This is a genomic window from Streptomyces sp. NPDC002994 (genome assembly GCF_040611155.1).
Classification (GTDB): Bacteria; Actinomycetota; Actinomycetes; order Streptomycetales; family Streptomycetaceae; genus Streptomyces.
The window spans coordinates 148,677-166,459 of sequence record NZ_JBEXNQ010000006.1 but is presented as its reverse complement, the minus strand read 5'-3'; the positions used below and the strand labels follow the sequence as shown (position 1 = coordinate 166,459).

Sequence of the window (17,783 nt, the reverse complement as noted above, 5' to 3'; positions counted from 1 at the left end):
ATGGCTCACCAGGACGTGTACCAGGTGCTTTACACCGAGCCTGCGGCCTATCACCGCGACCGTCTGGACCCCACGCGCAGGGCGTCGTTCGACAAGGCGATCGAGATCCTGGCGCGCGATCCGTACACGGAGCTCTCGCGACCGGTCGGCCCGGGCGAGCAGGACCGGGAGATCAGGCTCACCTCGCAGATCATGGCGGAGTACGTGGTGTCGCGCGGCCGCCTGCTCCTCGTCGTCCTGCGGATCTTCGACGACGCCGACATCCTGCTGGCCGACAGCTGAAGGCTCCTCCCCCTCGGAAGGGCGTCAGTCGTCGCTGGCACCCGTCTTGGAAGGTCGGCTCAGCGGGCCTTCCTGCCGCTCCGTGCGCTCGGTGAGCTCCGTGCGCGGCATCGGAACTGCCGCCGCCTGTGCCGGAGGAGCCAGGGCCGGCCGCCGGGCCGCGTACACCAGCAGGGCGAGGGTGAGCAGGGGGTAGGGGGAGGCGAAGGGCTGCTGCCACCAGGGGATGTGCAGGTCCTGGGGGCCGTCGTGCGGCACGATCCACATGCTTCGCGCCATGAAGAGCAGCCCCACCGCCCAGGCCATCCGTACCCGCCGCTCCGCTACGAGCACCGCGATCAGCGGCACGCACCACACCCAGTGGTGGGACCAGCTGATCGGCGACACCAGCAGCGCCGTCCCGGCGGTGGCCAGTACGCCCCACGTCTCGCGCCCGGCCCACGCCCCCGCCCCTACCGCCGCCCGCCGCGCCGCCCACAGGCCGCCCACCGCCGCAAGTACCGCCGCCACCGTCCACACGGCGCCGGGCTCGGGGGTGTGCAGGACGCGGGCGAACATGCCCTGCAGCGACTGGTTGTCGACGATCCACACCCGGCCGACGCGCCCGGTCTCGAAGAGCCGGCGGGTCCAGAAGTCGACGCTCGCGTGCGGCAGTACGAGCGCGCCGAGCAGCACCGTGCCGGTCAGGGACGCGAGGGCGGTGAGCCCGGCCCGTACGCGGCCGGTAATCAGCAGATAGACGATGAAGATCGCGGGCGTGAGCTTGACGCCCGCCGCGATTCCGAGCGCGAAGCCCTTGCCGATGGCGTCGTCCTTGCGGGACAGGTCCCACAGGACGAGGCAGGCGAGGACGAGGTTGATCTGTCCGAAAAGGATCGTCTGGAAGACCGGCTCCAGCCACAGCCCGACGGCGGTGGCCGCCAGAACGATCGCGGGCTTGGCCGGGAGCCGGGCGAACCGGCAGGAGAGATGCACGAGCAGCGCGAGGAGCGCGGCGTTGCCGAGGCCGAAGGCGATCTTGAGTGCGGCGACGGGCAGCCAGGTCGTCGGTACGAAGAGGATCGCGGCGAACGGCGGGTAGGTGGCGGGCAGTTTCCACTGGGTGACGGTGAATCCGTACAGGTCGGTGCCGTTCGCGACAGCCTCGCCTTCCGCCCGGTAGACGAGGGTGTCGACCATCTGGATCTTCAGGAGTACGCAGAGCGCGGCGAGCGCGGCCATCGACACGGCGAGCAGAATGCCGGCGGGCACGATCCCGAAGCGGCGCGAGCCGAGGCGCAGAGTTTTGGCGGGCGCGGTGCCGGCGGGCGCGGTCTCGGCGGGCGCGGTGCCGGCGGGCGCGGTCTCGGCCTGCGTCCGGGGGGCCGACTCGGCCGGCGTACGAGGGGTCACACTCCGGGTATCCACGGCCGCGACCCTAGTGGATCAGCGGGTGGGCCTGCCGAGCCCCACGTGAACGCTCAGTGGCGGTGGCGTGATACGCCCGCCTCCTTCGCGTACTCCCCCAGCACGGCCACGCTGAACGCGGCGCCGACGAAGACCTTGACGGCGCGCAGAGCTGCGCCGACCCGGCGGCTGGGGTGGTTGCGGTGCGTGAAGGTGGCTGAAGTCATAACTCCATGATGAATTTCGGGCATTTCATGCACAACGGCCTGTGGGCTGAACTCCCCGCCGCCCGCCTCCTCCCGGAGTCTGACCCCAACCCTCAGTCCACCTACGGGGACCCAAAAACCATTGGCCCGCACCAAGCCACCCCGACTACACTCCCCCGTCTTCCCGCCTCCCTCCGTGGAGCGCCGCCGCCCGGACGGAAACCGGCCGGTCCACGCCGTGATCCCCTCCGGAGGCAACACCGTGCCCGCGCCCGACCCCAGCCCCAGCGACGCCCCCGAGCCCGACCCCTTGGCCCACGAGCGCGCCCACCTCACTGCCTCGCGCTCCGCACTGCGCGCCATGCGCGAGGACGCACAGGCCCTCGACATCCGCGACGTGACCGCGAACTGGGTGAACGCCGTCGTCCTCGGCGCCCAGATCGAGGAACGCATCAAGTCGCTGGCCGACCTCTCCCACACCCCGCTCTTCTTCGGCCGCCTCGACTACCTCCACGAGGTCGGCGCGGACCGGGCCGAGGGCGCGGAGGGCGAGCGCTTCTATATCGGCCGGCGGCACGTCCACGACACCGACGGCGACCCGATGGTCATCGACTGGCGCGCGCCCGTCTCCCAGCCCTTCTACCGCGCGTCCAGGAAGGACCCGCTGGACGTCGGGCTGCGGCGCCGATTCGGTTACACGGGCGGCGAGCTCACGGCGTACGAGGACGAACACCTCTCCGACCCGACCGAGTCCGCCCGGACCAGCAAGCTGCTCCAGTCGGAGATCGAGCGCCCGCGCGTAGGCCCGATGCGGGACATCGTGGCGACGATCCAGCCCGAGCAGGACGAGATCGTACGGTCGGGCCTGTCCGGCAGCGTCTGCGTGCAGGGCGGCCCGGGAACCGGAAAGACGGCGGTGGGCCTGCACCGGGTCGCGTACCTCCTCTACGCACACCGCGACCGGCTGGCCAGGACCGGCACGCTGGTCATCGGCCCGAACAAGTCCTTCCTCCACTACATCGAGCAGGTCCTGCCCGCGCTGGGCGAACTGGAGGTCAAGCAGGCGACGGTCGACGACCTGGTGGCGGTGCACGGCGAGGTGCGGGGCACCGACGAGGCGGACACCGCCGTGATCAAGGGCGACGCGCGGATGGTGCAGGTGCTGCGGCGCGCACTGCGCTCGCACGTCACCGTCCCGGCCGAGCCCGTCGTGGTGGTGCGCGGCTCGCGCCGCTGGCGGATCCCGGCGTACGAAGTCGAGGAGATCGTCGGCGAGTTGCTGGCCCGGGACATCCGCTACGGGGCCGCCCACGACGCCCTCCCGCAGCGCATCGCGCACGCGGTGCTGGTGCGCATGGAGGAGTCGGGCGAGGCGCCCGACGACCGGGTGCAGGACGCGGTGGCCCGTAACCCGGCGGTGAAGGCGGCCGTCAAGGCGGTCTGGCCGGCGGTGGACCCGGCAAAACTGGTGCTGCGGCTCCTCTCCGACGCGGATTTCCTGGCGGAGCACGCGGAGGGCGTTCTGTCGGCGGACGAGCAGAAGCGGATCCTGTGGGCGAAGCCGGCCCGGTCGGTGAAGTCCGCGAAGTGGTCGGCGGCGGATGTGGTGCTGCTGGACGAGGCGGCGGATCTGATCGCCCGTACGCACTCGCTTGGCCATGTCGTACTCGATGAGGCGCAGGATCTGTCGCCGATGCAGTACCGCGCGGTGGGGCGCCGCTGCACGACGGGCTCGGCGACGGTACTGGGCGACCTGGCGCAGGGGACGACGCCGTGGGCGACGGCGAGCTGGGCGGAGGCGCTGCGGCACCTGGGCAAGCCGGAGGCGGCGGTCGAGGAACTGACGGCGGGTTTCCGCGTGCCGCGCGACGTCATCGCGTACGCGTCGAGGCTGCTGCCGGCGATCTCGCCGGGCCTGGCGCCGGTGTCGTCGGTACGGGAGAGCGCGGGGGCGCTGGCGGTACGCCGGGTGGATGCGGTCACCGCCTTGACGGAGGCGGTGGTGTCGGCGTGCGCCGAGGCGCTGCGTCACGAGGGCTCGACAGGCCTGATCGCGGCGGACGCGCGCGTCCCGGAACTGGCGGCGGCACTCACGGCGGCGGGCCACGCGTATCTCTCCCCCGGAGAGGAGACGACGGCGGAGTCCCGCCTGACGCTGGTGCCGGCGTCGCTGGCGAAGGGTCTGGAGTACGACTACGTGGTGCTGGACGAGCCGGCGGCGGTGGTGTCGGGCGAACCGGACGAGCGGACCGGGTTGCGTCGCCTGTACGTCGCGCTGACGCGCGCGGTGTCGGGCCTGACCGTAATCCACGCGGCCCCGCTGCCGCCGGCCTTGAGCTAGGCGCAACCGCTGCGCGGGGCGACCTGGGGCGCTGCCCCAGACCCCGCTCCTCAATCGCCGGAGGGGCTCCATTGGAGCCCGTCCGGCGATTGAGGACACGCCCGAAGGGCGTATGTGTGGTCTGGGGGCTGGGGCTTGCCCCAGTTCGGGAAGGGGCGGGTCGGGGAAAGGCCCCGCGCAGCGGACTACCCGTCCAGCACCGCCCGCCACTCCCGCACCGCGTCCGCAGACACCGGCTCCGACCACCCACCCGGCCGAGCCGCACCCCCGATATGAAACGCGTCGATACCCCCGGCCCGCAGCGCCGGAAGGTGGTCGAGACGCAAGCCACCGCCGACCAGGAGCTGCGGCTGATAGCCCGGCGCACCGCGCCGCCCCGCCGCCGCCTCCGCGAGCAGCACCGGCATCCCCGCGTCCACGCCCTCCGCCGAACCGGCGGTCAGGTACGTGTCCAGGCCGGGCAGCTCCGCGAGCCGCTTGCGCAGCTCATCGCGGTCCACCGCCCGGTCGATCGCCCGGTGGAACGTCCACGGGCACCCCTCGATCTCCGCCACGACCCGCTCGACCGCGACCAGATCGGGATTCCCGTACTCATCGAGGAAGCCCAGCACGAACTCGTCCGCCCCCTCCGCCAGCATCCCTCGCGCCGCCCGCACCAACGCGTCGATGTCCCCCGCGAGGAATCCGTCCGCCAGCCGCAGCATCACGCGCAGCGGGATGTCCACCGCCGCGCGGATCCGTCCGAAGGTCTCGCGGGACGGGGTCAGGCCGTCGGCCGCCATGTCAGTGACCAGCTCGAGCCGGTCCGCGCCTCCGGACTGGGCGGCGACCGCGTCCTCGGCGTCGAGGGCGATCACCTCCAGGACTGCACGGTTGTTCATGGGACCCCATTCCTCAGGAAAACGGCGACTACAGGTCTAGTCCAATGTCCACCCTAGAGCCCTGGCGCGCCAACCGCTTGCACAAGATGGGGTCGGGGGGTATACATGAGTCCAACGTATACCCCCCTGGGGTATCTACCCGTCGGCCCAACCCAAGGAGCAGATGTGTCCACCACGACGGCCGCAGCCGGCACCACCACCACCGGAGCCGAGGTCGAACTCGCCATCGGCGGCATGACCTGCGCCTCGTGCGCGGCACGCATCGAGAAGAAGCTGAACCGGATGGACGGCGTCGAGGCGACCGTCAACTACGCCACCGAGAAGGCGAAGGTCACCTACCGGGGCGAAGACGTCTCCGTACAGGATCTGATCGCGACGGTGGAGGCCACCGGCTACACGGCGAAGGAGCCGCCCCCGGTACGGGCGGCCCCCGAGCCCAGTGCCGAGGAGGCGCTGACCGAGGCCGACGAGCTCCGCCCCCTCCGCCAGCGGCTGATCACCGCGACCGTCCTCGCGGTGCCGGTCATAGCGATGGCGATGGTCCCCGCCCTCCAGATCGAGTTCTGGCAGTGGCTGTCGCTGACGCTGACCGCCCCGGTCGTCACGTACGCCGCCTGGCCCTTCCACCGCGCCGCGTGGACCAACGCCCGGCACGGTGCGGCGACGATGGACACGCTGATCTCGGTCGGTACGTCCGCAGCCTTCCTGTGGTCGCTGTGGGCGCTGTTCTTCGGTACGGCCGGTACGCCCGGCATGACGCACGCCTTCGAGCTGACCATCTCGCGCAGCGACGGCGCCGGGAACATCTACCTGGAGGCAGCGGCCGGCGTCACCGCGTTCATCCTGGCCGGGCGCTACTTCGAGGCCCGCTCCAAGCGCAAGGCCGGCGCCGCCCTGAAGGCCCTGCTGGAACTGGGCGCCAAGAGCGTGACCGTACTGCGCGACGGCGGACGCGAGGAGACCATCCCCACCGCCGAACTGGCCGTCGGTGACCGCTTCCTGGTCCGCCCCGGCGAGAAGATCGCCACCGACGGCACCGTCGTCGAAGGCACCTCCGCCGTCGACGCCGCCATGCTCACCGGCGAGTCCGTCCCCGTCGAGGTCGCCCCCGGCGACAGCGTCACCGGGGCCACCCTCAATGCCGGCGGCCGCCTGGTCGTCCAGGCCACCCGCATCGGCGCCGACACCCAGCTCGCCCGCATGGCCAAGCTCGTCGAAGACGCCCAGAACGGCAAGGCCGCCGCCCAGCGCCTGGCCGACAAGATCTCCGCCGTCTTCGTCCCCGTCGTGATCGCCCTCGCGCTCGGCACGCTCGGCTTCTGGCTCGGCAACGGAGCCGGCCTGACCGCCGCGTTCACCGCCGCCGTCGCCGTCCTGATCATCGCCTGCCCCTGCGCCCTCGGCCTGGCCACCCCGACCGCCCTCATGGTCGGCACCGGCCGCGGCGCCCAGCTCGGCATCCTCATCAAGGGCCCCGAGGTCCTGGAGACCACCCGCAAGGTCGACACCATCGTCCTGGACAAGACCGGCACCGTCACCACCGGCAAGATGACCCTGCTCGCCGTCCACACCACCCCCGGCACCACCGAAACCGAGGTACTGCGCCTGGCGGGCGCCCTGGAACACGCCTCCGAGCACCCCATCGCCCAGGCCGTCGCCGCCGGTGCCACCGCCAGGACCGGCGGTCCCCTGCCCACCCCCGAGGACTTCGCGAACGTACCCGGCCTCGGTGTCCAGGGCATCGTCGAAGGCCACGCCGTCCTGGTCGGCCGCAGCAAGCTGCTCACCGAGTGGTCGATGAGCCTGCCCGAGGAGCTGGAGCGAGCCAGGCAGGAAGCCGAAGCAGCCGGGCGTACGGCGATCGCGGTGGCCTGGGACGGTGAGGCACGCGCGGTCCTGGAGGTCGCCGACGCGGTCAAGGACACCAGCGCCGAGGCCATCCGCCGACTGCGGGCGCTGGGCCTGACGCCGATCCTCCTCACCGGCGACAACCAGGCCGTCGCCGAGTCGGTCGCCCGCGAAGTAGGTATCGACGAGGTCATCGCGGAGGTGATGCCGGAGGACAAGGTCGACGTCGTCAAGAAGCTCCAGGCCGAGGGCCGCAGCGTGGCCATGGTCGGCGACGGCGTCAACGACGCCGCCGCACTCGCCCAGGCCGACCTCGGCCTGGCCATGGGCACCGGAACGGACGCCGCCATCGAAGCCGGCGATCTCACCCTCGTACGCGGCGACCTCCTCGCCGCCGCCGACGCCATCCGCCTCTCCCGCAAGACGCTGGGCACCATCAAGTCCAACCTCTTCTGGGCCTTCGCCTACAACGTCGCCGCCCTGCCCCTGGCCGCGTCCGGCCTCCTCAACCCCATGATCGCCGGAGCCGCCATGGCCTTCTCCTCCGTCTTCGTCGTCGGCAACTCGCTGCGCCTGCGCGGCTTCAAGGCCGCCACCAACTGAGGAACACCTCCACCCGCCCCCGCCCCTGCGCGAAGGTCTGTCCTTCGTGCAGGGGCGCTCTCCGTGCCCCTCCTCCCGACGGCACAATGAGGGGCATGAACGCCACGGCCGCCGCCCCGCCGCCGCATCCCGCGCACGACGAGCTGATCCGCCGTTGGCTGGACACCGTCCCCGCCGAATGCGCGCCCTCCGCCGACCCTCGCCCGTACGCCGAGAACCTCCTCGCCCGCTGGGCCGAACCGCAGCGGCGCTACCACACCACCGACCACCTGCTGGCGGTCCTCGGCCACCTCGACCTCGACGCCCTGGCCGGCCACGCCGACGACCCGGCCGCCGTCCGCCTCGCCGCCTGGTTCCACGACGCCGTCTACCGCCCCGACCGCACCGAGAACGAGGAGCGCAGCGCCGCCCTCGCCGAGCGCGCGCTGCCGGAACTCGGCCTCGACGACGCCCGTACGTCCGAGGTCGCCCGCCTGGTCCGCCTCACCGCCACCCACGACCCCGCCCCGGGCGACACCAACGGCGAGGCCCTGTGCGACGCGGACCTGGCGATCCTGGCGGCGCCCCCGGCGTCGTACGCCGCCTACGCGGCAGCTGTCCGCGAGGAGTACGGCTTCGTGCCCGACGCCGCGTTCCGCGAGGGCCGCGCGGCGGTGCTGCGGCAGCTCCTGGAGCTGCCGACGCTGTTCCGTACGCCGCACGGACGGGCGGAGTGGGAGGCCCGTGCGCGGCAGAACCTGACGACGGAGCTGGACCTGCTCACCATCTGATACGTCCGGACAGCGGGGGAATGCGAGGCCGTCCAGCAGTGTTTTGACCTGTCATGCCCGCCTCTGACGATCAACGCACCCGCATGCCCCTTGCCGTGTACATACTCGGGATGGCGGTTTTCGCCCTCGGTACCAGCGAATTCATGCTCTCCGGGCTGCTGCCGCCGATCGCCGCCGACATGGACGTCTCGATCCCGCAGGCGGGGCTTCTGATCTCGGCCTTCGCCATCGGCATGGTGATCGGCGCCCCCTTGCTGGCCGTCGCGACTCTCCGCCTGCCGCGCCGTACGACCCTGATCACCCTGATCACGGTCTTCGGCCTCGGGCAGGTCGCCGGAGCACTGGCACCGTCGTACGAGCTGCTCTTCGCCTCGCGCGTCGTGAGCGCGTTCGCGTGCGCCGGGTTCTGGGCCGTGGGCGCGGCGGTCGCCATCGCGATGGTGCCGGTGAACTCACGGGCGCGGGCGATGGCGGTCATGATCGGCGGACTGAGCATCGCGAACGTCCTGGGCGTGCCCGCCGGGGCGTTCCTGGGCGAGCACCTCGGCTGGCGGTCGGCGTTCTGGGCGGTGGGGGCGGCCTCGGCGCTCGCACTGGTGGGCGTGGTGACGCTGATCCCGCGCATCCCGCTCCCGGCGGAGAAGCCGCGGCTCAAGCGGGAGCTGTCGATCTACCGTGACGGCCAGGTCTGGCTGGCGATCACGATCACGGCGCTGGCGGCGGGCGGCATCTTCTGCGCGTTCAGCTACCTGGCGCCGCTGCTGACGGATGTGGCGGGGCTCGACTCAGGGTGGGTGCCGACGGTCCTGGCGCTGTTCGGGATCGGCGCGCTCGTCGGCACGACGGTGGGCGGGCGGGTCGCGGACGCGCACCTCTTCGGCGTACTGATCAGCGGTATCGCGGCATCGACGGTGTTCCTGGTGGTCCTGGCCGTGTTCGCGTCGAGCGCGGTGGTGGCGGTCGCCCTGTCGTTCCTGCTCGGCCTCTCGGCGTTCTATACGGCGCCGGCGCTCAACGCCCGCATGTTCAACGTCGCGGGCGCGGCGCCGACGCTGGCGGGGGCGACGACGACGGCCGCGTTCAACCTGGGCAACACGGGCGGCCCGTGGCTCGGCGGCACGGTGATCGACGCGGGCTTCGGCTTCGCGTCGACGGCGTGGGCGGGGGCGGCGATGGCGGCGCTGGCGCTGGTGGCGGTGGGCGTCTCGCTGCGACTCCAGCGTTCAGACTCCCGCGTGGTGGCGTCCTCGGCACCAGCACCGACAGCCGTAATCGCCAAGCGGCTTTGACCACGCGGGTCCCGCACCTTCACAGGGTTGGTGCGCTGCTCACTCGATCGTGGGACGCTGTTGAAAGCGGCTCAGCGCCGCGTGTCCGTCGATCTACGCTCGCCCCATCAGGCCGCTGGAGAAGGGAGTCGCGATGACCGCCGCAATGGTCGAGAACGACCGGATGCCTCGCCGTCGGCCGTGGGACTTCCTGCTGCAGGCCTGGCGCGAGCTGGACGTGCCCGAGGGCTGGCGCGCCGAGATCGACGGAGGACGGATCGTCTTGGTACCACCGCCACACGCGCACCACAACGGCATCGCCGACGCTGTGCAGCGCACGCTCTACGGCGACCTGCCGGGGACACTGGGCGTCTATCAGACCCTCGGCATCCACATCGCGCCGCTCGACAAACTCTACGTACCGGACCTGGTCGTCATGCCGAGGGAGCTGATCGCGGCCATGGACGCCGACACCAGCGACCCGGTGGACGCATCAGAGGCGCTGCTGGTCGTCGAGATCACGTCCAAGGGCAACGCCAAGGACGACCGGACCAAGAAGCTCTGGGCGTACGCGCACGCGCCGGTACCCGCGTATCTGCTGATCGACCGGTTCGACGAGCACGGACCGACGACCACGCTCTTCACCGAGCCGCAGAACGGCGCGTACAAGCTCAGCGAGCGAATTCCGTTCGGCGAGCAGGTCCGCCTCCCCGAGCCCTTCGGCGGGCTTTTGGACACCGGAGCTTTCCCGGGCTGACCCGGAGAAGCACACTCCTCCTAGGCCGGCCGCCCCTTCGGCCGCCGCAGCCCCGCGGCGGTGATCCGGCGTACCAGCTCCTTCGAGCCCACCTCCACCGCCCCCGCGGCCACCGCATCCGCGTACCGCACATCCGGCACGTCGTAGTGGTCCCGTTCAAACGCCCGCGCCGGGCACCCGATGCCCGCCGCGAAAGCGTGCAGCTCCTCGAACGAGACGTCACTGACCAGGTGCGACCACATCCGGCCGTGCCCCGGCCACGTCGGCGGGTCGATATACACCGTCACCGCAGAGATCCGACCGGCGCCACGATCACGGCCGACTTCGAGCACACCCAGTGCGGGTCCGGCCCCAGCTCCGGTTCGACGTCCAGCGCGTGCGGTTCCACATCCGTGCACACGGGACACAGCGGCCAGCGGCCGTACCGCTCAAGCAGCGCGTCCTGTACGTCCTGGGCGATCAGGCCCGTGACGAACTCCGCGCCCGGAGGCCACTGCTCCACCCACCACCGACGGTGTACGACCGCGTCCTCGACCAGCGACACGACGTCCGCCTGAGCCACGTCGCGGGCCGCCAGGTCGGCCATGACCAGGGCGCGGGCAGCGTGCAAGGCCTGTTCCAGGGGAGAGGGGATGGGCTCCATACAGCCATTGTCGCGCGCCCCGGACAGCCACCCCCGGCCGGCCGACCACGGGGGTTGACGGCCCACCGCAGCCGAAAATATCTTTCAGGAGTGACCAATGAAGTGAAGGAAATTTTCACCGGCCCCACTCCACCGGCACCCGCCGCCCTCGCAGCCAAGGTACGAACCCTCGCGCCGTCCATGACCCGCTCCATGCAGCGCGTCGCGGAGGCCGTAGCGGCCGACCCGGCCGGCTGCGCCGCCCTCACGGTCACCGGCCTCGCGGAACTCACCGGCACCAGCGAGGCCACCGTCGTCCGCACCGCCCGCCTCCTCGGCTACCCCGGCTACCGCGACCTGCGCCTCGCGCTCGCCGGCCTGGCAGCGCAGCAGCAGTCCGGCCGAGCGCCCGCCGTGACCGCCGACATCGCCGTCGACGACCCCATCGCGGACGTCGTCACCAAGCTGGCGTACGACGAACAGCAGACCCTCGCCGACACCGCCGCCGGACTCGACACCATCCAGCTCGGCGCCGCCGTCACCGCCCTCGCCGCGGCCCGCCGCATCGACATCTACGGTGTCGGCGCCTCCTCCCTCGTCGGCATGGACCTCGCCCAGAAGCTGCTCCGCATCGGCCTGATCGCACACGCGCACACCGACCCGCACCTAGCCGTGACCAACGCGGTCCAACTCCGCTCCGGCGACGTGGCCATAGCCATCACGCACTCGGGATCGACCGGCGACGCCATAGAGCCGCTCCGCGTCGCCTTCGACCGAGGAGCCACGACGGTCGCGATCACGGGCCGCCCGGACGGCCCCGTATCGCAGTACGCCGACCACATCCTGACCACGTCGACCGCCCGCGAGAGCGAACTGCGCCCGGCGGCCATGTCCAGCCGTACGAGCCAACTGCTCGTCGTGGACTGCCTGTTCATAGGCGTGGCCCAGCGTACGTACGAGACGGCCGCCCCCGCCCTCGCCGCCTCCTACGAGGCCCTGGCGCACCGCCACGCGCCCCGCAGCAGCAGCCGCTAGCCCAGCCCACCCAGAGAACAAGACGCAGCCGTACGACGAGAAAGAGCCGCACCTTCATGACCCCCACCAGCGCCAACGCGGCCGGCAGCACCGCAGGCAACACGGCCGGCAGCACCTACGGCGAACTGCGCGCCCAGCTCGCCACCCTCACCACCGAGGCCTTCCGCCCCGAGCTCGCCGACATCGACCAGCTCCCGACGGCCGAGATCGCCCGCATCATGAACGGCGAGGACCGCTCCGTCCCCGAGGCCGTCGCCGCCCGGCTCCCGCAGATCGCCGCCGCCATCGACGCCACCGCCGAGCGGATGGCGCGCGGCGGCCGCCTGATCTACGCGGGCGCCGGCACGGCAGGCCGGCTCGGCGTACTGGACGCCAGCGAGTGCCCGCCCACCTTCAACACCGACCCCACCCAGGTCATCGGCCTGATCGCGGGCGGCCCGACCGCGATGGTCAAGGCCGTCGAAGGCGCGGAGGACTCCAAGGAACTCGCGGCGGCAGATCTCGACGACCTCGCCCTCACCCCCAACGACACCGTCGTCGGAATCTCCGCCTCCGGCCGCACCCCGTACGCGATCGGCGCCGTAGAGCACGCCCGCGGCCTCGGAGCGCTGACCATCGGCCTGTCCTGCAACACGGGCAGCGCGCTGGGGGCCGCCGCCGAACACGCCCTGGAGGTCGTCGTCGGCCCCGAACTCCTCACCGGCTCCACCCGCCTCAAGGCCGGCACGGCCCAGAAGCTCGTCCTCAACATGATCTCGACCATCACGATGATCCGGCTCGGCAAGACGTACGGAAACCTGATGGTCGACGTCCGCGCCTCCAACGAAAAGCTGCAGGCCCGCTCCCGCCGCATCGTCGCGCTGGCCACAGGCGCGCAGGACCCAGAGATCGAGGCCGCGCTCGCCGCCACCGACGGAGAGGTGAAGAACGCCATCCTGGTGCTCCTCGGATCCGTCGACGGCCCCACCGCCGCCGCCCTGCTCGACGAAGCGCGGGGCCACTTGCGCGTGGCGCTACAGGCGGCCGCCGTCCGCAGCGCCTGAACTGGCTCCATGACAGAGAACAACAACCGCGCCGTCGCCGCCGCGATCCTTCCGCTCGTCGGAGGCGCGGGGAACGTCACCTCGATCGCCCACTGCATGACCCGCCTCAGGCTCGGCCTGCGCGACCGCACTCTCGTCCAGGACGAGCAGCTCAAGGCCCTCCCCGCCGTGATGGGCGTGGTCGAGGACACGACGTACCAGATCGTGCTCGGCCCCGGTACGGTCGCCCGGGTCACCCCGGAGTTCGAGGCCCTGGTCGAGGCGGAACGCACTGAGCAAGAACGCCCAGCCACCCCCACCCCCCTCACCCCCCTCACCGCCGACGACCTGGCCGCTCAAGGCGCCGCGATCAAGGCCGAGCGGAAGGCAAAGAACGCCACCCCCATCAAGCTCTTCCTGCGAAAAATCGCGAACATCTTCGTCCCGCTCATCCCCGCCCTGATCGGCTGCGGCATCATCGCCGGCTTCAACGGCCTGATGGTCAACCTCGGCCTGCTCCCCGCAGTCACCCCCGCCCTGGCCGCGATCGCCACCGGCTTCATGGCCCTGATCGCCGTCTTCGTAGGCCTCAACACGGCCAAGGAGTTCGGCGGTACGCCGATCCTGGGCGGCGCGGTAGCAGCGATCATCGTCTTCCCCGGCGTCGCCAACATCAACGCCTTCGGCCAGCCCCTCTCACCCGGCCAGGGCGGTGTGCTCGGCGCGCTCGGCGCGGCGGTCCTGGCGGTGTACGTCGAGAAATGGTGCCGCCAGTGGATCCCACAATCCCTGGACGTCCTCCTCACCCCCACCCTCACCGTCCTGATCTCCGGCCTCGTCACCGTCTTCGGCCTGATGTTCGTAGCCGGTGAAATCTCCACCGCCATCGGCGACTTCGCCGGCTGGCTCCTGTCCACCGGCGGCGCGGCGGCGGGCTTCATCCTCGGCGGCCTGTTCCTCCCCCTGGTCATGCTGGGCCTGCACCAGGCCCTGATCCCGATCCACGCCACCCTCATCGAGCAGCAGGGCTTCACGGTCCTGCTCCCGATCCTCGCCATGGCAGGCGCCGGCCAGGTCGGCGCGGCCGCCGCCGTCTACCTCCGCCTGCCCCGCAACGGCTCGATCCGCCGGACCATCAAGTCCGCGCTCCCGGCCGGACTCCTGGGCGTGGGCGAGCCCCTGATCTACGGCGTCTCGCTCCCCCTCGGCCGCCCGTTCATCACGGCGTGCGTCGGCGGCGCCTTCGGCGGCGGCGTAGTGGGCCTGCTCAACCAGCTCGGCGGCTCGGTGGGCTCAACGGCGATCGGCCCGTCCGGCTGGGCCCTGTTCCCCCTCCTGGACGGCAACAAGGGCCTGGCCACGATGATCGCGGTCTACGCCGCCGGCCTGATCGCCGGTTACGTCGCAGGCTTCCTGGCCACGTACTTCTTCGGCTTCAGCAAGCAGATGCTGACGGACTTCAACGCGGATACGGACACCCCTGCGGCGGCCCCGCCGGCCCCGGACGCCCCGGAAAAGGAACCGGCAACGCTGTAACCCAGCAACACACCACACCGACGAGCCCACGGTTCGGGCCCGGCAGAGGAGACGGCCGCCGGGCCCGAGACGACCTGCGCCGACGTTCAGCGCTTGAACATGTCCTTGATCTTTTCCTTCACCTGGCGAGCGTCACCCTTGACCTGTTCGCCTCGTCCCTTGCCTTCCAAGGACTCGTTGCCGACACTCCGGCCGGTGGTCTTCTTCACCTTGCCCTTGGCCTGCTCGGCCTTCGCCCTGGCCTTTTGTTCCTTCACAACACTCACGTCCTGCCGGTCGAAAACTGGACACCCTACGTGTCACCACGAAACAACCGTTCAAACGGCTCCCCAGCGACTCCGCCTACGCCACTCTGATCGCGGGCATCCTGCCGCTGGAGCCGCACACGCGCATACGGGATCTCCGGCTCGCGCTGTGTGCTGATGTGGATCACGCATCGGTCCGCGCACGTCGTACGGACACGGTCGTCCTCGACAAGACCAAGCGGCGAGAACGTCGTCCGTCCCGACTTCTGCCCGCCCTCCTCGCCTTCGCCGTCCCGCTCGCCAGCGGCGCCGCACTCGTCCAAGCGCTCGGCCCGGACGGTGAGCACGGCCGTTGGGTGTCCGAGGTGTACGCGGCCGACGGAGGCGTGTCCGAAGTCCCCATCGCCACGGTGCGACGACTGTCGGCAAGCCGGTCAAGGGCGACACGGTGAGCGTCGTGTACGCCCCCAGCCGCCCCGAGCTCGGCGTCCGGCCCCAGGAGAGGGCGGGCGGCCGCTTCTTCGCCTTCCTCTGGATCTGGTCGTTGACCCTGTTCGCAGGGGCTTTCGCCACCAGCCCCTTCGCGATGATCAAGGACAAGATCGACTCGGCGCGCAGGCTCAGAGTGGACGTGCACGGTCCTGCGGCGGCGCTCCTGCTCGCAGGCGTATGCCTTCGTCCACCTGGGCGGGCTGACTGCTCACCCTCGCGGCAGCCGCCGGAGCCCGCGCGAGGAAGCTCACGGGGGACCAATGCACGGGCGACGGGTGACGGGTGACGCCAGCGCCCCATGCTCCCGTGCGGGCCTCGTCGCTTTCGCCGCCCGCCCGGCGGCCTGACTTCCCTGCCGTCAGTGCGCTTCACCAGGTGGGACGACCCACTCCGGGGGTTGTCCGGTAACCGCCGCGATGGTGTCGAAGTCGCCGTCGCAGTGGAGCACCGCCACCCCATGCCGCTCAGCCGTGGCCGCGATGAGCAAGTCTGGAACCGGAACTGCCCGGTGGAGCCCCTTCTCAGCCAGCAACGCCTGGATCTCGACTGCTCGAATCCCGATCTCGTTCGAGCGGCAGCAGAGCCGCCTTGACCGCAGGCTCCCTCAGCCGTGCCCAGGCGCTCTTGCCTACGAGGTACTTCGCTACCGCCATGCGCCCGCCATCACTCCTGGGTCACCGAGGTCGTCAAGCACTCCCTCTTCCAACAGCTCCATGAACCGCCGACGCTTGGCCGCAGCAACAAACTCTTCCAGCGCTCCGCTGAGCGTCGCCCGCTTGGTGGTCGTGCCCAGTATCGCCGCCGCCTCCTCCACGAGTGCGGCCCGGCCGCGCCTCACGGCAGCCGCCCTTCCGCGTTGATCTCCCGCACCCGTGCCCTCAGCACCTCTCCGAGCGCCGCCGGCCGCACGTCCTCCGGCGGACAGTCCCACTCCTTGCCACCACCAGGCGGACGTAGCTGTACGTACGTACCCACCCGCCCCATCACCCGCCCCACCCGCCCGTCCCGCACATCGACGGCGTACTCCCCCGTCACGGCTTGAGCCCCTGGAGTACGGCGGCGAGCCGCATCGCCGTGTCCAGATTGCAGCGCCCCAGCTCGACCAGCGGATACCGCGCCTCGCTCGCCAGCGACACCACGTCCACCCGCAGCGACGGCAACGTCACCGCCACCACCTCAAGCCCCTCCCGCAACTGGGCCACCACCTCTTCCGCAGCCCGCAGCCGCTCCGACGATCGCACCACCATGACCATGCACCTCCGCACACTGAGTGTTCGCTTTCCTCACACAGCGTGGCCGAATCGGCACTAGCCTGAACAGCGATGGCGCCCAACAACCCCACATGTCCAACAGGGAGTTGCCATGCCCGGACCAAAGGACCTAGACCCCTCCTCCTCTCCCCGCGCCCTGCTCGGCGCGGAACTGCGCCACGCGCGCGAGAAGCAAGGCCTGACCCAGGATGAGTTGGGCGAGCCGCTCTACGTGAGCGGCTCGTTCATCGGCCAACTGGAAGCCGGTACGCGCCGGATGATGCCGGAGTACGCCGTGAAGATAGACGAAATCCTGGGGACGGGCGGGTTCTTCGAGCGCAACTGCAAGGCGTCCACCAAGTCGAAGTATCCGGACCACTTCGCGGAGGCGGCCGAGGCGGAAGCGATCGCGACGGCCATCAAGGAGTACGCGCCGCTGCTGATCCCGGGCCTGTTGCAGACGGAGCCGTACGCGAGAGCGATCTTCCGCGCGTACCAGCCGACGGCGACGGAGGACGTGATCGACGGGCTGGTGGCGGCGAGGCTTGAGCGCGCCCACCTCCTCGACGATCCAACAAAGCCCCTGTTGTGGGTGGTTCTGGACGAGGCGGTACTGCGCCGGAAGGTCGGCGAGCATGCGGGGATGGCGGAGGCGCTGCGCCACGTGGCGGTGATGGCGCGGCGCCACAGAGCCATCGTGCAGGTGCTGCCGTTCGAAGCGGGTGCACACGCCGCGCTGGAGGGCGGCCTCAAGCTCATGACCTTCGAGGACGCTCCCCCGCTCGCCTATCTCCAGGGGCCGGAAGCAGGGAAGTTGGAGGACGATCCGGCCACCGTCGCCCGCCACGAACTGACCTACGATCTGGTCAGGGCCATGGCACTGTCACCGAAGGAATCCCTGGCCCTGATCGATTCAGTGGCGGAGGATTACGCGCATGGAGATCAGCCCTGAGTACGACCTGTCCACGGCGACTTGGCACAAGTCCAGCTACAGCGGCGGCAGCGGTGGCGACTGCCTGGAGGTAGCCACCTGGCGCAAGTCCACGCACAGCGGCGGCGACGGCGGCAACTGCCTCGAAGTAGCCGACGGCCACCCCGGCATCGTCCCCGTCCGGGACTCAAAAGACCTGCTCGGCCCGACGCTCGTGTTCCGGGCCGGGGCGTGGTCCGCGTTCGTCGCCGGGGTGAAGAACGGGCAGGTCGCAGCCGCCTGACTCGGCCCGGGGCTCAAGCCCCGGA

Annotated in this window: 22 protein-coding genes; 12 read left to right on the top strand and 10 right to left on the bottom strand. The window is 71.0% G+C overall.

The annotated features are described in order from the left end of the window. Positions 1–282: a hypothetical protein gene (locus ABZX79_RS09865; protein WP_355254018.1), complete on the top strand. Its 282-nt coding sequence runs from the start codon at positions 1–3 to the stop codon at positions 280–282. 24 nt (positions 283–306) lie between these two features. On the opposite strand, the gene ABZX79_RS09860 is transcribed toward ABZX79_RS09865, so the two are convergent. Next, positions 307–1,503 carry a glycosyltransferase 87 family protein gene (locus ABZX79_RS09860; protein ID WP_355254298.1) on the bottom strand — a complete coding sequence of 399 codons (1,197 nt, stop codon included), beginning with the start codon at positions 1,501–1,503 and terminating at the stop codon, positions 307–309. Between the two features lie 239 nt (positions 1,504–1,742). After that, on the bottom strand, positions 1,743–1,895 hold the full coding sequence (locus tag ABZX79_RS09855) for a hypothetical protein (RefSeq protein WP_355254016.1): 153 nt from the start codon (positions 1,893–1,895) through the stop codon (positions 1,743–1,745). Between the two features lie 241 nt (positions 1,896–2,136). On the opposite strand from ABZX79_RS09855, the gene ABZX79_RS09850 reads away from it, so the two are divergent. After that, a complete protein-coding gene (locus ABZX79_RS09850; protein ID WP_355254296.1) occupies positions 2,137–4,215 on the top strand; it encodes an ATP-binding domain-containing protein in 2,079 nt (692 codons plus the stop codon). Positions 4,216–4,400: 185 nt separating this feature from the next. Here the strand turns inward: ABZX79_RS09850 and ABZX79_RS09845 are convergent, their stop codons facing one another. Next, complete coding sequence (locus tag ABZX79_RS09845) at positions 4,401–5,096, bottom strand: copper homeostasis protein CutC (RefSeq protein ID WP_355254014.1); 696 nt, start codon at positions 5,094–5,096, stop codon at positions 4,401–4,403. 105 nt (positions 5,097–5,201) lie between these two features. On the opposite strand from ABZX79_RS09845, the gene ABZX79_RS09840 reads away from it, so the two are divergent. The 4 genes from ABZX79_RS09840 to ABZX79_RS09825 all read left to right on the top strand — a co-directional run bounded on the left by ABZX79_RS09840 (position 5,202) and on the right by ABZX79_RS09825 (position 10,342). Further along, positions 5,202–7,547 carry a heavy metal translocating P-type ATPase gene (locus ABZX79_RS09840; RefSeq protein ID WP_355254012.1) on the top strand — a complete coding sequence of 782 codons (2,346 nt, stop codon included), beginning with the start codon at positions 5,202–5,204 and terminating at the stop codon, positions 7,545–7,547. 95 nt (positions 7,548–7,642) lie between these two features. Continuing rightward, the gene (locus ABZX79_RS09835) at positions 7,643–8,317 is read left to right on the top strand and encodes a hypothetical protein (RefSeq protein ID WP_355254010.1); all 675 of its coding nucleotides are present in this window, start codon (positions 7,643–7,645) and stop codon (positions 8,315–8,317) included. 83 nt (positions 8,318–8,400) lie between these two features. Further along, a complete protein-coding gene (locus ABZX79_RS09830) occupies positions 8,401–9,606 on the top strand; it encodes a Cmx/CmrA family chloramphenicol efflux MFS transporter (RefSeq protein WP_355254008.1) in 1,206 nt (401 codons plus the stop codon). A 133-nt stretch (positions 9,607–9,739) separates the two neighbouring features. Next, a complete protein-coding gene (locus tag ABZX79_RS09825; protein WP_355254006.1) occupies positions 9,740–10,342 on the top strand; it encodes a Uma2 family endonuclease in 603 nt (200 codons plus the stop codon). A gap of 20 nt (positions 10,343–10,362) precedes the next feature. Here ABZX79_RS09825 and ABZX79_RS09820 read toward each other — a convergent pair whose 3' ends face one another. Continuing rightward, positions 10,363–10,629 carry a DUF4031 domain-containing protein gene (locus tag ABZX79_RS09820; protein ID WP_355254004.1) on the bottom strand — a complete coding sequence of 89 codons (267 nt, stop codon included), beginning with the start codon at positions 10,627–10,629 and terminating at the stop codon, positions 10,363–10,365. Then, the gene (locus tag ABZX79_RS09815) at positions 10,626–10,985 is read right to left on the bottom strand and encodes a hypothetical protein (RefSeq protein WP_355254002.1); all 360 of its coding nucleotides are present in this window, start codon (positions 10,983–10,985) and stop codon (positions 10,626–10,628) included. The genes ABZX79_RS09820 and ABZX79_RS09815 overlap by 4 nt, the downstream gene beginning before the upstream one ends. A 90-nt stretch (positions 10,986–11,075) precedes the next feature. Between ABZX79_RS09815 and ABZX79_RS09810 the strand changes: the two genes are divergently transcribed. The 3 genes from ABZX79_RS09810 to ABZX79_RS09800 are packed head-to-tail and all read left to right on the top strand — an operon-like array spanning position 11,076 to position 14,557. Then, positions 11,076–11,999 (top strand): MurR/RpiR family transcriptional regulator, encoded by a 924-nt coding sequence (locus ABZX79_RS09810; RefSeq protein ID WP_355254000.1) that lies wholly within the window; start codon positions 11,076–11,078, stop codon positions 11,997–11,999. 56 nt (positions 12,000–12,055) lie between these two features. Further along, entirely contained in the window at positions 12,056–13,042 is a 987-nt protein-coding gene (gene murQ, locus ABZX79_RS09805) for an N-acetylmuramic acid 6-phosphate etherase (protein ID WP_355253998.1), read from the top strand. A gap of 9 nt (positions 13,043–13,051) precedes the next feature. Next, positions 13,052–14,557, top strand: coding sequence for a PTS transporter subunit EIIC (locus ABZX79_RS09800; protein ID WP_355253996.1), 1,506 nt, complete (start codon positions 13,052–13,054; stop codon positions 14,555–14,557). An 86-nt stretch (positions 14,558–14,643) separates the two neighbouring features. Here the strand turns inward: ABZX79_RS09800 and ABZX79_RS09795 are convergent, their stop codons facing one another. After that, positions 14,644–14,823 (bottom strand): CsbD family protein, encoded by a 180-nt coding sequence (locus tag ABZX79_RS09795; RefSeq protein WP_355253994.1) that lies wholly within the window; start codon positions 14,821–14,823, stop codon positions 14,644–14,646. Between the two features lie 158 nt (positions 14,824–14,981). Here ABZX79_RS09795 and ABZX79_RS09790 point away from each other — a divergent pair, with 158 nt between their 5' ends. Further along, the gene (locus ABZX79_RS09790) at positions 14,982–15,254 is read left to right on the top strand and encodes a hypothetical protein (protein WP_355253992.1); all 273 of its coding nucleotides are present in this window, start codon (positions 14,982–14,984) and stop codon (positions 15,252–15,254) included. 398 nt (positions 15,255–15,652) lie between these two features. On the opposite strand, the gene ABZX79_RS09785 is transcribed toward ABZX79_RS09790, so the two are convergent. From ABZX79_RS09785 to ABZX79_RS09770, 4 genes are all read right to left on the bottom strand, one after another. Further along, positions 15,653–15,781: a hypothetical protein gene (locus tag ABZX79_RS09785; RefSeq protein WP_355253990.1), complete on the bottom strand. Its 129-nt coding sequence runs from the start codon at positions 15,779–15,781 to the stop codon at positions 15,653–15,655. A 156-nt stretch (positions 15,782–15,937) separates the two neighbouring features. After that, the gene (locus ABZX79_RS09780) at positions 15,938–16,132 is read right to left on the bottom strand and encodes a type II toxin-antitoxin system VapB family antitoxin (protein ID WP_355253988.1); all 195 of its coding nucleotides are present in this window, start codon (positions 16,130–16,132) and stop codon (positions 15,938–15,940) included. Beyond that, positions 16,129–16,329, bottom strand: a complete 201-nt coding sequence (locus ABZX79_RS09775) for a hypothetical protein (protein WP_355254318.1) — start codon at positions 16,327–16,329, stop codon at positions 16,129–16,131. The genes ABZX79_RS09780 and ABZX79_RS09775 overlap by 4 nt, the downstream gene beginning before the upstream one ends. Beyond that, on the bottom strand, positions 16,326–16,541 hold the full coding sequence (locus tag ABZX79_RS09770; RefSeq protein WP_355253986.1) for a hypothetical protein: 216 nt from the start codon (positions 16,539–16,541) through the stop codon (positions 16,326–16,328). The genes ABZX79_RS09775 and ABZX79_RS09770 overlap by 4 nt, the downstream gene beginning before the upstream one ends. A gap of 115 nt (positions 16,542–16,656) precedes the next feature. Here ABZX79_RS09770 and ABZX79_RS09765 point away from each other — a divergent pair, with 115 nt between their 5' ends. Beyond that, a complete protein-coding gene (locus ABZX79_RS09765) occupies positions 16,657–17,496 on the top strand; it encodes a helix-turn-helix transcriptional regulator (protein WP_355253984.1) in 840 nt (279 codons plus the stop codon). Then, entirely contained in the window at positions 17,480–17,758 is a 279-nt protein-coding gene (locus ABZX79_RS09760) for a DUF397 domain-containing protein (RefSeq protein WP_355253982.1), read from the top strand. The genes ABZX79_RS09765 and ABZX79_RS09760 overlap by 17 nt, the downstream gene beginning before the upstream one ends. Positions 17,759–17,783 lie beyond the last annotated feature (25 nt).

What these genes read in the sequence shown, in the direction of transcription:
- ABZX79_RS09765 (WP_355253984.1), top strand. Translation starts at nt 16,657, where the DNA reads ATGCCCGGACCAAAGGACCTAGACCCCTCCTCCTCTCCCCGCGCCCTG.
- ABZX79_RS09770 (WP_355253986.1), bottom strand. Translation starts at nt 16,541, where the DNA reads ATGGTGGTGCGATCGTCGGAGCGGCTGCGGGCTGCGGAAGAGGTGGTG.
- ABZX79_RS09760 (WP_355253982.1), top strand. Translation starts at nt 17,480, where the DNA reads ATGGAGATCAGCCCTGAGTACGACCTGTCCACGGCGACTTGGCACAAG.
- ABZX79_RS09840 (WP_355254012.1), top strand. Translation starts at nt 5,202, where the DNA reads ATGAGTCCAACGTATACCCCCCTGGGGTATCTACCCGTCGGCCCAACC.
- ABZX79_RS09865 (WP_355254018.1), top strand. Translation starts at nt 1, where the DNA reads ATGGCTCACCAGGACGTGTACCAGGTGCTTTACACCGAGCCTGCGGCC.
- ABZX79_RS09825 (WP_355254006.1), top strand. Translation starts at nt 9,740, where the DNA reads ATGACCGCCGCAATGGTCGAGAACGACCGGATGCCTCGCCGTCGGCCG.
- ABZX79_RS09845 (WP_355254014.1), bottom strand. Translation starts at nt 5,096, where the DNA reads ATGAACAACCGTGCAGTCCTGGAGGTGATCGCCCTCGACGCCGAGGAC.
- ABZX79_RS09830 (WP_355254008.1), top strand. Translation starts at nt 8,401, where the DNA reads ATGCCCCTTGCCGTGTACATACTCGGGATGGCGGTTTTCGCCCTCGGT.
- ABZX79_RS09855 (WP_355254016.1), bottom strand. Translation starts at nt 1,895, where the DNA reads ATGACTTCAGCCACCTTCACGCACCGCAACCACCCCAGCCGCCGGGTC.
- ABZX79_RS09815 (WP_355254002.1), bottom strand. Translation starts at nt 10,985, where the DNA reads ATGGAGCCCATCCCCTCTCCCCTGGAACAGGCCTTGCACGCTGCCCGC.
- ABZX79_RS09860 (WP_355254298.1), bottom strand. Translation starts at nt 1,503, where the DNA reads ATGGCCGCGCTCGCCGCGCTCTGCGTACTCCTGAAGATCCAGATGGTC.
- ABZX79_RS09800 (WP_355253996.1), top strand. Translation starts at nt 13,052, where the DNA reads ATGACAGAGAACAACAACCGCGCCGTCGCCGCCGCGATCCTTCCGCTC.
- ABZX79_RS09835 (WP_355254010.1), top strand. Translation starts at nt 7,643, where the DNA reads ATGAACGCCACGGCCGCCGCCCCGCCGCCGCATCCCGCGCACGACGAG.
- murQ (WP_355253998.1), top strand. Translation starts at nt 12,056, where the DNA reads ATGACCCCCACCAGCGCCAACGCGGCCGGCAGCACCGCAGGCAACACG.